Origin of the sequence: Klebsiella michiganensis, from assembly GCF_015139575.1 — a bacterium.
Taxonomy (GTDB): domain Bacteria; phylum Pseudomonadota; class Gammaproteobacteria; order Enterobacterales; family Enterobacteriaceae; genus Klebsiella; species Klebsiella michiganensis.
On record NZ_AP022547.1, the window covers coordinates 1,383,205 to 1,397,886 of the forward strand.

The 14,682-nt window shown below is 53.3% G+C and carries 9 protein-coding genes, 1 tRNA gene, 2 rRNA genes and 1 other annotated feature; of the genes, 8 read left to right on the forward strand and 4 right to left on the reverse strand.

Annotated features, from left to right (window positions below):
- The first annotated feature begins 6 nt into the window (after nucleotides 1-6).
- Nucleotides 7-1,128, forward strand: a complete 1,122-nt coding sequence (tyrA, locus tag JLG71_RS06670) for a bifunctional chorismate mutase/prephenate dehydrogenase (RefSeq protein ID WP_049070041.1) — start codon at nucleotides 7-9, stop codon at nucleotides 1,126-1,128.
- 68 nt (nucleotides 1,129-1,196) lie between these two features.
- On the forward strand, nucleotides 1,197-2,069 hold the full coding sequence (locus JLG71_RS06675; RefSeq protein ID WP_032751928.1) for an SMP-30/gluconolactonase/LRE family protein: 873 nt from the start codon (nucleotides 1,197-1,199) through the stop codon (nucleotides 2,067-2,069).
- Here JLG71_RS06675 and pheA read toward each other — a convergent pair.
- The 4 genes from pheA to bamD form a co-directional block, all read right to left on the reverse strand.
- Entirely contained in the window at nucleotides 2,066-3,226 is a 1,161-nt protein-coding gene (gene pheA, locus JLG71_RS06680; protein WP_004853306.1) for a bifunctional chorismate mutase/prephenate dehydratase, read from the reverse strand. The genes JLG71_RS06675 and pheA overlap by 4 nt on opposite strands.
- A 30-nt stretch (nucleotides 3,227-3,256) precedes the next feature.
- Nucleotides 3,257-3,381 (reverse strand) — a sequence feature (Phe leader region).
- Entirely contained in the window at nucleotides 3,333-3,380 is a 48-nt protein-coding gene (pheL, locus tag JLG71_RS06685) for a pheA operon leader peptide PheL (RefSeq protein ID WP_101706155.1), read from the reverse strand. Its footprint overlaps the feature before it by 48 nt.
- A gap of 106 nt (nucleotides 3,382-3,487) precedes the next feature.
- Nucleotides 3,488-3,823 carry a ribosome-associated translation inhibitor RaiA gene (raiA, locus tag JLG71_RS06690; RefSeq protein ID WP_004104616.1) on the reverse strand — a complete coding sequence of 112 codons (336 nt, stop codon included), beginning with the start codon at nucleotides 3,821-3,823 and terminating at the stop codon, nucleotides 3,488-3,490.
- A 270-nt stretch (nucleotides 3,824-4,093) separates the two neighbouring features.
- Complete coding sequence (gene bamD, locus JLG71_RS06695) at nucleotides 4,094-4,831, reverse strand: outer membrane protein assembly factor BamD (RefSeq protein ID WP_004853303.1); 738 nt, start codon at nucleotides 4,829-4,831, stop codon at nucleotides 4,094-4,096.
- A gap of 132 nt (nucleotides 4,832-4,963) precedes the next feature.
- Here bamD and rluD point away from each other — a divergent pair, with 132 nt between their 5' ends.
- The 6 genes from rluD (at nucleotide 4,964) to JLG71_RS06725 (ending at nucleotide 14,624) form a co-directional block, all read left to right on the forward strand.
- On the forward strand, nucleotides 4,964-5,944 hold the full coding sequence (gene rluD, locus JLG71_RS06700) for a 23S rRNA pseudouridine(1911/1915/1917) synthase RluD (protein WP_004853302.1): 981 nt from the start codon (nucleotides 4,964-4,966) through the stop codon (nucleotides 5,942-5,944).
- Nucleotides 5,941-6,672, forward strand: coding sequence for a purine nucleoside phosphorylase YfiH (gene yfiH / locus JLG71_RS06705; protein WP_085520165.1), 732 nt, complete (start codon nucleotides 5,941-5,943; stop codon nucleotides 6,670-6,672). The genes rluD and yfiH overlap by 4 nt, the downstream gene beginning before the upstream one ends.
- 127 nt (nucleotides 6,673-6,799) lie before the next feature.
- Nucleotides 6,800-9,373 (forward strand): ATP-dependent chaperone ClpB, encoded by a 2,574-nt coding sequence (clpB, locus tag JLG71_RS06710; protein ID WP_014226431.1) that lies wholly within the window; start codon nucleotides 6,800-6,802, stop codon nucleotides 9,371-9,373.
- Between the two features lie 453 nt (nucleotides 9,374-9,826).
- Nucleotides 9,827-11,366: ribosomal RNA gene (locus JLG71_RS06715) — 16S ribosomal RNA — on the forward strand.
- 87 nt (nucleotides 11,367-11,453) lie between these two features.
- Nucleotides 11,454-11,528 (forward strand) — tRNA-Glu (locus JLG71_RS06720).
- 190 nt (nucleotides 11,529-11,718) lie between these two features.
- Nucleotides 11,719-14,624, forward strand: a 23S ribosomal RNA gene (locus JLG71_RS06725).
- Together the 16S and 23S rRNA genes with 1 tRNA gene alongside form the textbook arrangement of a ribosomal RNA operon.
- Nucleotides 14,625-14,682 lie beyond the last annotated feature (58 nt).

The window sequence follows — 14,682 nt, forward strand, 5'->3', positions numbered from 1 at the left end:
GATGATATGGTTGCTGAACTGACCGCATTGCGCGATCAAATTGATGAAGTCGATAAGGCGCTGCTGGAACTGCTGGCTAAGCGCCTGGAGCTGGTAGCGGAAGTCGGAGAGGTTAAAAGCCAATACGGCCTGCCCATTTACGTTCCTGAGCGTGAATCGGCGATGCTGGCGTCCCGGCGCGAGGAGGCTGCTGCGCTTGGGGTCCCGCCGGATCTTATCGAAGATGTTTTGCGTCGCGTCATGCGGGAGTCTTATTCCAGCGAAAACGATAAAGGTTTTAAAACGCTTTATCCGAACCTGCGTCCGGTGGTGATTGTTGGCGGCGGCGGGCAAATGGGGCGTCTGTTTGAGAAAATGCTGACGCTTTCCGGATATCGGGTTCGTATCCTTGAAAAAGACGACTGGTCGCGGGCGGAAGAGATTGTCGCCGATGCCGGTATGGTTATCGTCAGCGTGCCGATTCATATCACGGCGGCAACGATTGCTCAGCTGCCAGCGCTGCCGGCGGACTGCATCCTGGTCGATTTGGCCTCGGTGAAAGCGGAACCGCTGCAGGCGATGCTGGCCGCGCATAAAGGTCCGGTATTGGGGTTACACCCCATGTTTGGGCCGGACAGCGGCAGCCTGGCGAAGCAGGTGGTGGTGTACTGCGATGGCCGCCAGCCCGAAGCGTATCAGTGGTTCCTGGAGCAAATTCAGGTCTGGGGCGCGCGGCTCCATCGTATCAGCGCCGTCGAGCACGATCAGAATATGGCCTTTATTCAGGCGTTGCGCCACTTTGCGACCTTCGCTTACGGCCTGCACCTGGCCGAAGAGAATGTGCGTCTTGAGCAACTTCTGGCGCTGTCGTCGCCTATTTATCGTCTGGAACTGGCGATGGTTGGCCGGCTGTTTGCCCAGGATCCGCAGCTCTATGCTGACATTATTATGTCCTCGGAAAATAATCTGGCGCTGATTAAGCGATACTACCAGCGCTTCGGTGAAGCTATCGGCCTGCTGGAGCAGGGGGATAAACAGGCGTTCATCGATAGCTTCCGTAAGGTTGAGCACTGGTTCGGTGACTATGCCCAGCGCTTCCAGAGCGAAAGCCGGACGTTGCTGCGCCAGGCAAATGATAATCGGCAGTAAGTCGTCAAACACGTATACAATAAAGCCAGAGGGGTGACCCGCTGGCTTTTTTTATAGGGATGAAAACGATGGCTGAACCACAACCGCTGTTTGATTACACCGGGCATTTACCGGAATGTCCGACCTGGAGCGAAGCCGAACAGGCATTGTACTGGGCCGATATTATGGAATGCGAGATTCATCGCTACGACGTGCAGACGGGTGAACATCAGGTTCTGCAATTTCCCGAGGAGCCCGGCTGTTTTGCCCTGCGCGAGAAGGGCGGTTTTATCGTCGCTTTACGCAGCGGTATCTGGCTCACTGATGCGCATGGTCTTCTACAGCGCAAAGTCTGCGATAACCCCAGCAACCCGCAATTAGCGCGCTTTAATGATGGTGGAACCGATCGTGACGGCCGCTTTTATGCCGGGACTTTCTGGGGGCCGGGAGATTTTAATGGCGCGCTCTTAGTGCGCATCGATAACGATCTCTCCCCGCAGGTTATCCAGTGCGATATTCACGGCGCTAACGGTCTGGCGTTTAGCGAAGACAAACGTTGGATGTATACCTCGGATACGCCAAATGCCGTTATCTATCGAACACCTCTCGATGAGCGGGGCGAGGCGGGTAAACGTGAGGTCTTCCTGCGCTTTCAGCCGGGAGAGGGGATTCCAGACGGCGCGGCCATCGATGCTGAAGGTTGCTACTGGAGCGCGATGTTTGACGGCTGGCGTATTGCGCGCTTCTCGCCGACGGGCGAGCAGCTGGAGGAGCATCGTCTACCGGTGCGTTGCCCGACGATGGTCTGTTTTGGCGGAGCGGATATGAAGACGCTCTACATTACCACCACGCGGGAGAATATGGATGCCGAAGAAGTGGCGAAATATCCGCTTTCCGGCGCGATCTTCACCCTGCCAGTTGCCGTGGCAGGGATGAAGAAATTGCCGTTTATCGAACGTTAAACCGGGTCGACCGGTACCACGTTTTCGCTGGCATAGCAGCCCAGCACTTTCATTGAACGCGTTATCTCGGCCAGCTCTTTTAATGCCTTGCGCATTGGCAGTGATTCCAGGTTGGCCTGGATATCCAGATAAAACATCTCTTCCCACGGATTACCGTGAATGGGGCGTGATTCCAGCTTGGTCATGATCAGATTATGGTTTCGCAGCACCAGCAGCGCTTCTACCAGGGCCCCGGCTTGCTGGCCGGTGGCCATCAACAGCGTGGTTTTCGCAGGGACCTGATCGGAGACTTCCACCGCTTTACGCGCCAGAACCAGGAAGCGGGTGATGTTTTGCGTCTGGTTCGCCTGACAATGTTCCAGGACCTGCAAACCGTGCAGCGCTCCGCCTGCTTCGCTGCCCAGGGCGGCAACGGTCGGCGATTTAGCCTGAGCGACTTTTTCCATCGCTGAGGAGGTGCTGTCGGTATATTCAATGTTCCAGTGCGGATAGCGGCTCAGATACTGGCTGCACTGCTGAAACGGCTGCGGATGGCTGTAGACCGTCGTAATCTGTTGCGCATCGGTGGACGTTGAGACCAGCACGCAGTGATCGATAGGCAGCGTCAGCTCGCCCACGATGGATAAGCTGGTGTGCTGCAGAAGATCGTAAACATCATTGATGCCGCCGGAACTGGTATTTTCAATAGGAACGACGGCATAGTCAGCCTGGCCGGTCTCCACTTGCTCAAAGATATCGGCGAACTTCGCGCAGCCGCTTTCGATAAACTGTTCAAAGTGGCGGGCGGCGTACTGACGAGCCGCAAGGTGCGAATATGAACCTTTAGGTCCGAGGAATGCCACCCGCGCGGAGTGCGGATTAATTTTATTCAGGTGCTGTTGCAGCAGCGTTTGTTGGGTAAGGACCGAGTCTTCAATGATCAGCTGGAACAGGCGCGTGATGTAATGGGCATCAAGATGGTGTTTTTTCCCCAGCGTCATCAGGCGTTCCAGCAGGTCCCGCTCGCGGTCGATATCCCGCACCGGCCGGTGCGATGCCAGCTTGGCTTTGCCGACCTCGACGGCCAGGCCGCGGCGCTCAGCCAGCAGCGCAAGCAGTTTCTCATCCAGAGCGCTGATCTTATCGCGTAGGGCCAGTAATGGGTTTTCCTCGGTCATATGTGTTGCCTTTCTTGTTATTGATTATCAATAAAAAAGGCCTCCCGTTTGGGAGGCCTTGTTGTTCGTCTTCGCATTCTTTATCACACGACGAATTGCCTCCCATTCAGGGGAAGGTAAAAAAGAATGCGAAGAAAAACGGGATCAGTTTCACGATGAATTCCTTGAGTTAGTGGGGATTACAGTACCTGTACTGTTTTCACTCTGTCAATAAAAAACGCGCCCGAAGGCGCGTGGCATGACACAAGCTTAAGTTAAGGATTACTCTTCTTCTTCCACAAAGCCTGCCTCTTTCACCGACGTTGCGGCGCGGCGGGCTTCCCCTTTGTGTTGCACTTTATTGAGCTGCCGTTCCAGCTTGTTGATCAATTCGTTAATTGCGGCATACATGTCTTCGTGCCGTGCGCTGGCGACCAGGTGCCCGTTTGGCGTATTGATGGTTGCGTCAGCGACAAAACCCTGCGGCTCCTTAGAGAGGATGATGTGCGGGTTAATTAAGTGGGTTTGCCATTTATCCAGTTTGGCGAGACGGTCTGCGACGTGCTGGCGGATTGCCGGAGTAATTTCCATTTGTTTACTGGTAATGTTCATTGTCATAAATTTTACCTCTTGTCTTTCCCGTCTTGGTAAACTCAGCATACCTCGCCCAATGTCAAAATGCGTGATTTAAATCACATTTTATTGTCACTTTTTGTCAACAAATCTGTTTTGTGAGACAGGACAGGAACAGGTGAGATTTTACTTGTGGAATGGAAGAAAGAGAGCCATATTTGATGAGTTAACTCGGCGCTAAACCGCTTCAGCTTAACAATTTAACGAATAAAAAAACGGCAGCCACTCGGCTGCCGTTTTGCTTATCTAAGGCTATCAGGTGTTCTTGCTGTTGGCCGCGATGATTTTCGCAACCTTGTCCGCCTGCGCGTTCATCTGCATCTGACGGTAGGCGTTTTCCATTTTCGGAAGCGCGTCGCGGGTGGCCTGCGTATCCGGATAGTTACGCAGCATGCCGTCTACGCGGTTAACGACCGCAACCCATGCGCCACGATCGGTATAGTAATCCACGACCGACAGCTCGTACTTCGCCAGACGATCTTTCAGGAACACCATACGCTTGTAGGCGTCAGTAGCGTACTGGCTGTTAGGATAGCCACGAACCAGTTTGGAGAAGTCGTTAAAGGCATCGCGCGCGTGTTGTGGATCGCGGTCAGAACGATCGACACCGAAGAAGCCCTGCAGCGCACTGTCATCCAACGCCATATTTGTCAGACCACGCATATAAATGACGTAATCAATGTTAGGATGGGTAGGGTTCAGGCGCACAAAGCGATCGATAGCTGCCTGAGCCAACGGCAGATCGGCGTTTTTGTAGTACGCATAAATCAGATCCAACTGTACCTGTTGGGAATAAGGACCAAAGGGATAACGGTTATCCAACGCTTCCAGTTGCGTTATTGCCTGTTTCCAGTTACCGTCCTGCAGCTTTTGCTGAGCGGTCGCGTAGATCTCATTCGGCGGATTATCGGGCACCTCCTCCTTTGAGCCAGAGCAACCCACCAAAGCCAGGCTCAGTGTGGCTGCTGCCACCAGGTATTTCATGCGCGTCATGACGTTTTGACTTCCTCAAAATGTTTATGCGGGAGAATCTCTGTTCCTGCTCCCGATTAAGACCAGCTACAATAGCACACTATATTAAACGGCAAAGCCGTAAAACCCAACGTTAAAACGAAGAAGCTGTATATGGCACAACGAGTACAACTCAACGCAACGGTGTCCGAAAATCAACTCGGACAACGCTTAGATCAGGCTTTGGCCGAATTGTTCCCGGATTATTCGCGTTCGCGCATAAAAGAATGGATCCTTGACCAGAGAGTGCTGGTAAACGGCAGCGTCAGCGACAAGCCGAAAGAGAAAGTGCTGGGGGGAGAAACGATTGCTATCGATGTTGAAATCGAAGAAGAAGTCCGTTTCCAACCACAGGATATTCCGCTCAATATCGTTTATGAAGATGATGACATCCTCGTAATTAATAAACCGCGCGATTTAGTTGTGCACCCTGGCGCGGGCAACCCTGACGGTACTGTGCTGAATGCGCTGTTGCACTACTATCCGGCCATTGCTGACGTGCCGCGTGCGGGGATCGTGCACCGTCTTGATAAAGACACCACCGGCTTGATGGTGGTCGCGAAGACCATTCCGGCGCAAACCCGCCTGGTGGAATCCCTGCAGCTGCGCGAAATCACCCGCGAGTATGAAGCGGTGGCGATTGGTCACATGACCGCTGGCGGAACGGTGGAAGAACCGATTAGCCGCCACCCGACCAAGCGTACGCATATGGCGGTACATCCTATGGGAAAACCGGCGGTGACGCACTATCGGATCATGGAGCATTTTCGCATTCATACTCGTCTGCGTTTGCGCCTGGAGACCGGCCGTACGCATCAGATTCGCGTACACATGGCGCACATCACTCATCCGCTGGTGGGCGATCAGGTCTATGGCGGGCGCCCGCGTCCGCCTAAAGGCGCATCGGAAGAGTTCATCACCGCTCTGCGTAAGTTCGATCGCCAGGCCCTGCATGCCACCATGCTGCGTTTATACCATCCGATCAGCGGCATTGAGATGGAATGGCATGCGCCAATTCCACAGGATATGGTTGATTTGATTGATGCCATGCGCGCTGATTTTGAAACCCATAAAGACGATATTGACTGGCTATGACTAAACTGATTGTACCGCAATGGCCAATGCCGGAAGGCGTGGCAGCCTGTAGTTCCACGCGCGCTGGCGGGGTGAGTTTGTCGCCATACGATTCACTTAACCTCGGTGCCCATTGCGGAGACAATCTGCAGCACGTAGAAGAGAACCGTCGGCGCATGTTCGCCGCTGGCGGTCTTCCGTCATACCCGGTATGGCTGGAGCAGGTTCACGGTACGGCAGTGTTAAAGCTCGACGGCGGGCCGTACCAGTCAAAGCGCGCTGATGCTTCATACTGCAATGTACCGGGTACGGTATGCGCGGTGATGACCGCTGATTGCCTGCCGGTGCTTTTTTGCAACCGCGCGGGAACGGAAGTTGCGGCTGCTCATGCCGGCTGGCGGGGCCTTTGTGAAGGCGTGTTGGAAGAAACCGTGGCCTGTTTTGCCGATAAACCGGAAAACATCATGGCCTGGCTTGGTCCCGCCATTGGGCCGGACGCGTTTGAGGTTGGTCCGGAGGTGCGTGAGGCCTTTATGGCAAAAGATACTCAGGCGGAGCGCGCATTTCGTCCTGCAGGTGAAAAGTATTTTGCTGATATCTATCAGCTTGCGCGTCAGCGGCTGGCGAGCGTTGGCGTTGAGCAGATTTTTGGCGGTGACCGCTGTACCCTCAGCGAAAAAGATGATTTTTTCTCTTATCGTCGCGACAAGACGACGGGTCGTATGGCAAGTTTCATCTGGCTGATATAACCTCCCGAACTAAGACGATCCAGAAGGCAAACTTATTTTTGCATAGTTCAGGTCTTTAACCTTGAATAATTGAGGGATGACCTCATTTAATCTCCAGTAGCAAATTTGACCTGTTATGGGAGGAGTTATGCGTCTGGATCGTCTTACCAATAAATTCCAGCTTGCTCTTGCCGATGCCCAGTCCCTTGCACTCGGGCACGACAACCAATTCATCGAACCTCTTCATCTTATGAGCGCCTTGCTGAATCAGGAAGGGGGATCGATACGTCCTTTATTAACTTCGGCGGGCATCAATGCCGGAGAGTTGCGCACCAATATTGAACAGGCGTTGAGCCGATTGCCGCAGGTGGAAGGTACCGGCGGCGATGTTCAACCGTCCCAGGATTTAGTGCGTATTCTGAACCTTTGCGACAAGCTGGCGCAAAAGAGAAAGGACAACTTTATTTCGTCAGAGCTGTTCGTTCTGGCAGCGCTTGAATCACGCGGCACGCTGACCGACCTTTTAAAATCCGCCGGGGCCACAACCGCCAACGTGAGTCAGGCGATCGAACAAATGCGCGGAGGTGAAAGCGTGAACGATCAGGGAGCCGAAGACCAACGTCAGGCCTTGAAAAAATTTACCGTCGATCTGACCGAACGTGCCGAGCAGGGCAAGCTTGACCCGGTGATTGGCCGCGATGAAGAAATTCGTCGTACGATTCAGGTTCTGCAGCGCCGTACCAAAAACAACCCGGTGCTGATTGGTGAACCCGGTGTAGGTAAAACGGCCATTGTTGAAGGACTGGCGCAGCGGATCGTCAACGGTGAAGTGCCGGAAGGGCTGAAGGGGCGCCGGGTGCTGGCGCTCGATATGGGCGCGCTGGTGGCGGGTGCCAAATACCGCGGTGAGTTTGAAGAGCGCTTAAAAGGCGTTCTGAATGATCTCGCCAAGCAGGAAGGCAACGTCATCCTGTTTATCGATGAACTGCACACCATGGTGGGCGCGGGTAAAGCGGACGGCGCAATGGACGCCGGTAACATGCTGAAACCGGCGCTGGCGCGCGGTGAGCTGCACTGCGTGGGCGCTACGACGCTGGATGAATATCGCCAGTACATTGAGAAAGACGCCGCGCTGGAACGTCGTTTCCAGAAAGTATTCGTGGCGGAGCCGACCGTTGAAGATACCATTGCGATTTTGCGTGGTCTGAAAGAACGTTATGAACTGCACCACCACGTGCAGATCACCGACCCGGCGATTGTTGCGGCAGCCACGCTGTCTCATCGCTATATCGCCGACCGACAGCTGCCGGATAAAGCTATCGACCTGATCGATGAAGCCGCATCCAGCATTCGGATGCAGATTGACTCAAAACCGGAAGAGCTGGACAGACTCGACCGTCGCATCATTCAGCTCAAGCTGGAACAGCAGGCGCTGAAGAAAGAGTCTGATGAAGCCAGTATTAAGCGGCTGGATATGCTGAATGAGGAGCTGGCCGATAAAGAACGTCAATATTCAGTCTTAGAAGAAGAGTGGAAGGCTGAAAAAGCATCGCTCTCCGGAACCCAGACGATTAAGGCTGAGCTGGAACAGGCGAAAATCGCTATTGAGCAGGCGCGTCGCGTCGGCGATCTGGCGCGGATGTCCGAGCTGCAGTACGGCAAAATCCCGGAGCTGGAAAAACAGCTGGCGGCGGCAACGCAATCCGAAGGCAAGACGATGCGTCTGTTGCGTAATAAAGTTACGGATGCGGAAATCGCGGAAGTGTTGGCTCGCTGGACGGGTATCCCGGTGGCCAGAATGCTGGAAGGCGAGCGTGAGAAGCTGCTGCGTATGGAGCAGGAGCTGCATAGTCGCGTCATTGGTCAGAATGAAGCGGTTGAAGCGGTATCGAATGCAATCCGCCGTAGCCGTGCCGGATTATCCGATCCTAATCGTCCAATCGGCTCGTTCCTGTTCCTGGGCCCTACCGGTGTAGGTAAAACAGAACTCTGTAAAGCGCTGGCCAACTTTATGTTTGATAGCGACGATGCGATGGTACGTATCGACATGTCAGAGTTTATGGAGAAACACTCCGTTTCACGTCTGGTTGGGGCGCCTCCGGGATACGTCGGTTATGAAGAAGGCGGCTATCTCACTGAAGCGGTCCGCCGTCGTCCTTATTCCGTCATCCTGCTGGATGAAGTGGAAAAAGCGCATCCGGATGTCTTTAACATTCTGCTGCAGGTACTGGATGATGGACGTTTGACTGACGGGCAGGGGAGAACGGTCGACTTCCGCAATACGGTCGTCATCATGACCTCTAACCTCGGTTCGGATCTCATTCAGGAACGTTTTGGGGCTCTGGACTATAGCCACATGAAAGAGCTGGTTCTGGGCGTGGTTAGCCAAAGCTTCCGGCCGGAGTTTATCAACCGTATTGATGAAGTGGTGGTATTCCACCCGTTAGGTGAAAAACACATTGCTTCTATTGCACAGATTCAGCTGCAGCGGTTGTATAAACGACTTGAGGAACGCGGCTATGAAGTTCACCTCTCTGATGAGGCACTGAAGCTGCTGAGCGAAAACGGTTACGATCCGGTTTATGGCGCACGTCCTCTGAAACGTGCTATCCAGCAGCAGATCGAAAACCCGCTGGCGCAGCAGATTCTCTCTGGAGAGCTGATACCGGGTAAAGAAGTGCAGCTGGTTGTGAAAAACGACCGGATAGTGGCAGTGCAGTAAATCACAAAACAGCAAAAACGGGCCCGCTGGGCTCGTTTTTGTTTAAAAACCAGGCGATAATGTATTCTCAGCTGCAGCTTTGGTTGAAAAATAAGCGGGTGGAGTTTTTTTTTGAAATTCCTCTTGCCACTTCAGAATTACTCCCTATAATGCGCCTCCACTGACACGGAACAACGGCTTACAGCCCGCCGGGTCAGCGGGATTCAGCGATGAATGCCGGCAGAGAAAAGCAAAAATAAGCGCTTGACTCTGAATGAGGAAAACGTATTATACGGGACCTCGCAACGGTGAGCGAAAGCCGCGTTGCACTGCTCTTTAACAATTTATCAGACAATCTGTGTGGGCACTCAAAGTGACATGGATTCTTAATGTCTTCGGACAATAAATGAATACCAAGTCTCTGAGTGAACATACGTAATTCATTACGAAGTTTAATTCACGAGCATCAAACTTAAATTGAAGAGTTTGATCATGGCTCAGATTGAACGCTGGCGGCAGGCCTAACACATGCAAGTCGAACGGTAGCACAGAGAGCTTGCTCTCGGGTGACGAGTGGCGGACGGGTGAGTAATGTCTGGGAAACTGCCTGATGGAGGGGGATAACTACTGGAAACGGTAGCTAATACCGCATAACGTCGCAAGACCAAAGAGGGGGACCTTCGGGCCTCTTGCCATCAGATGTGCCCAGATGGGATTAGCTAGTAGGTGGGGTAACGGCTCACCTAGGCGACGATCCCTAGCTGGTCTGAGAGGATGACCAGCCACACTGGAACTGAGACACGGTCCAGACTCCTACGGGAGGCAGCAGTGGGGAATATTGCACAATGGGCGCAAGCCTGATGCAGCCATGCCGCGTGTATGAAGAAGGCCTTCGGGTTGTAAAGTACTTTCAGCGGGGAGGAAGGCGATAAGGTTAATAACCTTGTCGATTGACGTTACCCGCAGAAGAAGCACCGGCTAACTCCGTGCCAGCAGCCGCGGTAATACGGAGGGTGCAAGCGTTAATCGGAATTACTGGGCGTAAAGCGCACGCAGGCGGTCTGTCAAGTCGGATGTGAAATCCCCGGGCTCAACCTGGGAACTGCATTCGAAACTGGCAGGCTGGAGTCTTGTAGAGGGGGGTAGAATTCCAGGTGTAGCGGTGAAATGCGTAGAGATCTGGAGGAATACCGGTGGCGAAGGCGGCCCCCTGGACAAAGACTGACGCTCAGGTGCGAAAGCGTGGGGAGCAAACAGGATTAGATACCCTGGTAGTCCACGCTGTAAACGATGTCGACTTGGAGGTTGTTCCCTTGAGGAGTGGCTTCCGGAGCTAACGCGTTAAGTCGACCGCCTGGGGAGTACGGCCGCAAGGTTAAAACTCAAATGAATTGACGGGGGCCCGCACAAGCGGTGGAGCATGTGGTTTAATTCGATGCAACGCGAAGAACCTTACCTACTCTTGACATCCAGAGAACTTAGCAGAGATGCTTTGGTGCCTTCGGGAACTCTGAGACAGGTGCTGCATGGCTGTCGTCAGCTCGTGTTGTGAAATGTTGGGTTAAGTCCCGCAACGAGCGCAACCCTTATCCTTTGTTGCCAGCGGTCCGGCCGGGAACTCAAAGGAGACTGCCAGTGATAAACTGGAGGAAGGTGGGGATGACGTCAAGTCATCATGGCCCTTACGAGTAGGGCTACACACGTGCTACAATGGCATATACAAAGAGAAGCGACCTCGCGAGAGCAAGCGGACCTCATAAAGTATGTCGTAGTCCGGATTGGAGTCTGCAACTCGACTCCATGAAGTCGGAATCGCTAGTAATCGTGGATCAGAATGCCACGGTGAATACGTTCCCGGGCCTTGTACACACCGCCCGTCACACCATGGGAGTGGGTTGCAAAAGAAGTAGGTAGCTTAACCTTCGGGAGGGCGCTTACCACTTTGTGATTCATGACTGGGGTGAAGTCGTAACAAGGTAACCGTAGGGGAACCTGCGGTTGGATCACCTCCTTACCTTAAAGAACCTGCCTTTGTAGTGCTCACACAGATTGTCTGATAGATGTAAAGAAGCAAGACGGCTGCGAAGTCGCGACACCTCGTGTCCCCTTCGTCTAGCGGTTAGGACTCCGCCCTTTCACGGCGGCAACAGGGGTTCGAATCCCCTAGGGGACGCCACTTGCTGGCTGTGAGTGAAAGGCACAACCAACCGATATCTCAAAACTCATCTTCGGGTGACGTTTGAGATATTTGCTCTTTAAAAATCTGGATCAAGCTGAAAATTGAAACGACACACTGTTTAAGTGTGTTCGAGTCTCTCAAATTTTCGCGACACGACGATGTTTTACGAAACATCTTCGGGTTGTGAGGTTAAGCGACTAAGCGTACACGGTGGATGCCCTGGCAGTCAGAGGCGATGAAGGACGTGCTAATCTGCGAAAAGCGTCGGTAAGGTGATATGAACCGTTATAGCCGGCGATGTCCGAATGGGGAAACCCAGTGCAATTCGTTGCACTATCGTTAACTGAATACATAGGTTAACGAGGCGAACCGGGGGAACTGAAACATCTAAGTACCCCGAGGAAAAGAAATCAACCGAGATTCCCCCAGTAGCGGCGAGCGAACGGGGAGCAGCCCGGAGTCTGAATCAGCTTGTGTGTTAGTGGAAGCGTCTGGAAAGTCGCAGGGTACAGGGTGATACTCCCGTACACTAAAACGCACAGGTTGTGAACTCGAAGAGTAGGGCGGGACACGTGGTATCCTGTCTGAATATGGGGGGACCATCCTCCAAGGCTAAATACTCCTGACTGACCGATAGTGAACCAGTACCGTGAGGGAAAGGCGAAAAGAACCCCGGCGAGGGGAGTGAAAAAGAACCTGAAACCGTGTACGTACAAGCAGTAGGAGCCCACTAGTTGGGTGACTGCGTACCTTTTGTATAATGGGTCAGCGACTTATATTCTGTAGCAAGGTTAACCGTATAGGGGAGCCGCAGGGAAACCGAGTCTTAACTGGGCGTTAAGTTGCAGGGTATAGACCCGAAACCCGGTGATCTAGCCATGGGCAGGTTGAAGGTTGGGTAACACTAACTGGAGGACCGAACCGACTAATGTTGAAAAATTAGCGGATGACTTGTGGCTGGGGGTGAAAGGCCAATCAAACCGGGAGATAGCTGGTTCTCCCCGAAAGCTATTTAGGTAGCGCCTCGTGAACTCATCTTCGGGGGTAGAGCACTGTTTCGGCTAGGGGGTCATCCCGACTTACCAACCCGATGCAAACTACGAATACCGAAGAATGTTATCACGGGAGACACACGGCGGGTGCTAACGTCCGTCGTGAAGAGGGAAACAACCCAGACCGCCAGCTAAGGTCCCAAAGTCATGGTTAAGTGGGAAACGATGTGGGAAGGCCCAGACAGCCAGGATGTTGGCTTAGAAGCAGCCATCATTTAAAGAAAGCGTAATAGCTCACTGGTCGAGTCGGCCTGCGCGGAAGATGTAACGGGGCTAAACCATGCACCGAAGCTGCGGCAGCGACACTATGTGTTGTTGGGTAGGGGAGCGTTCTGTAAGCCGTTGAAGGTGGCCTGTGAGGGTTGCTGGAGGTATCAGAAGTGCGAATGCTGACATAAGTAACGATAATGCGGGTGAAAAACCCGCACGCCGGAAGACCAAGGGTTCCTGTCCAACGTTAATCGGGGCAGGGTGAGTCGACCCCTAAGGCGAGGCCGAAAGGCGTAGTCGATGGGAAACAGGTTAATATTCCTGTACTCGGTGTTACTGCGAAGGGGGGACGGAGAAGGCTATGTTGGCCGGGCGACGGTTGTCCCGGTTTAAGCATGTAGGCGGATGTTCCAGGTAAATCCGGAACGTTACTAACGCTGAGGTGTGATGACGAGGCACTACGGTGCTGAAGTGACAAATGCCCTGCTTCCAGGAAAAGCCTCTAAGCATCAGGTAACATCAAATCGTACCCCAAACCGACACAGGTGGTCAGGTAGAGAATACCAAGGCGCTTGAGAGAACTCGGGTGAAGGAACTAGGCAAAATGGTGCCGTAACTTCGGGAGAAGGCACGCTGATGGTAGGTGAAGCGACTTGCTCGTGGAGCTGAAATCAGTCGAAGATACCAGCTGGCTGCAACTGTTTATTAAAAACACAGCACTGTGCAAACACGAAAGTGGACGTATACGGTGTGACGCCTGCCCGGTGCCGGAAGGTTAATTGATGGGGTTATCCGTAAGGAGAAGCTCTTGATCGAAGCCCCGGTAAACGGCGGCCGTAACTATAACGGTCCTAAGGTAGCGAAATTCCTTGTCGGGTAAGTTCCGACCTGCACGAATGGCGTAATGATGGCCAGGCTGTCTCCACCCGAGACTCAGTGAAATTGAACTCGCTGTGAAGATGCAGTGTACCCGCGGCAAGACGGAAAGACCCCGTGAACCTTTACTATAGCTTGACACTGAACACTGGTCCTTGATGTGTAGGATAGGTGGGAGGCTTTGAAGTGTGGACGCCAGTCTGCATGGAGCCATCCTTGAAATACCACCCTTTAATGGCTGGTGTTCTAACGTGGGCCCCTAATCGGGGTTGCGGACAGTGTCTGGTGGGTAGTTTGACTGGGGCGGTCTCCTCCTAAAGAGTAACGGAGGAGCACGAAGGTCAGCTAATCCTGGTCGGACATCAGGAGGTTAGTGCAATGGCATAAGCTGGCTTGACTGCGAGCGTGACGGCGCGAGCAGGTGCGAAAGCAGGTCATAGTGATCCGGTGGTTCTGAATGGAAGGGCCATCGCTCAACGGATAAAAGGTACTCCGGGGATAACAGGCTGATACCGCCCAAGAGTTCATATCGACGGCGGTGTTTGGCACCTCGATGTCGGCTCATCACATCCTGGGGCTGAAGTAGGTCCCAAGGGTATGGCTGTTCGCCATTTAAAGTGGTACGCGAGCTGGGTTTAGAACGTCGTGAGACAGTTCGGTCCCTATCTGCCGTGGGCGCTGGAGAATTGAGGGGGGCTGCTCCTAGTACGAGAGGACCGGAGTGGACGCATCACTGGTGTTCGGGTTGTCATGCCAATGGCATTGCCCGGTAGCTAAATGCGGAAGAGATAAGTGCTGAAAGCATCTAAGCACGAAACTTGCCCCGAGATGAGTTCTCCCTGACTCCTTGAGAGTCCTGAAGGAACGTTGAAGACGACGACGTTGATAGGCCGGGTGTGTAAGCGCAGCGATGCGTTGAGCTAACCGGTACTAATGAACCGTGAGGCTTAACCTTACAACGCCGAAGATGTTTTGGCGATTTGAGAGATTTTCAGCTTAGATTACAGATTTTC

What these genes read in the sequence shown, in the direction of transcription:
- tyrA (WP_049070041.1), top strand. Translation starts at nt 7, where the DNA reads ATGGTTGCTGAACTGACCGCATTGCGCGATCAAATTGATGAAGTCGAT.
- JLG71_RS06675 (WP_032751928.1), top strand. Translation starts at nt 1,197, where the DNA reads ATGGCTGAACCACAACCGCTGTTTGATTACACCGGGCATTTACCGGAA.
- pheA (WP_004853306.1), bottom strand. Translation starts at nt 3,226, where the DNA reads ATGACCGAGGAAAACCCATTACTGGCCCTACGCGATAAGATCAGCGCT.
- raiA (WP_004104616.1), bottom strand. Translation starts at nt 3,823, where the DNA reads ATGACAATGAACATTACCAGTAAACAAATGGAAATTACTCCGGCAATC.
- bamD (WP_004853303.1), bottom strand. Translation starts at nt 4,831, where the DNA reads ATGACGCGCATGAAATACCTGGTGGCAGCAGCCACACTGAGCCTGGCT.
- rluD (WP_004853302.1), top strand. Translation starts at nt 4,964, where the DNA reads ATGGCACAACGAGTACAACTCAACGCAACGGTGTCCGAAAATCAACTC.
- yfiH (WP_085520165.1), top strand. Translation starts at nt 5,941, where the DNA reads ATGACTAAACTGATTGTACCGCAATGGCCAATGCCGGAAGGCGTGGCA.
- clpB (WP_014226431.1), top strand. Translation starts at nt 6,800, where the DNA reads ATGCGTCTGGATCGTCTTACCAATAAATTCCAGCTTGCTCTTGCCGAT.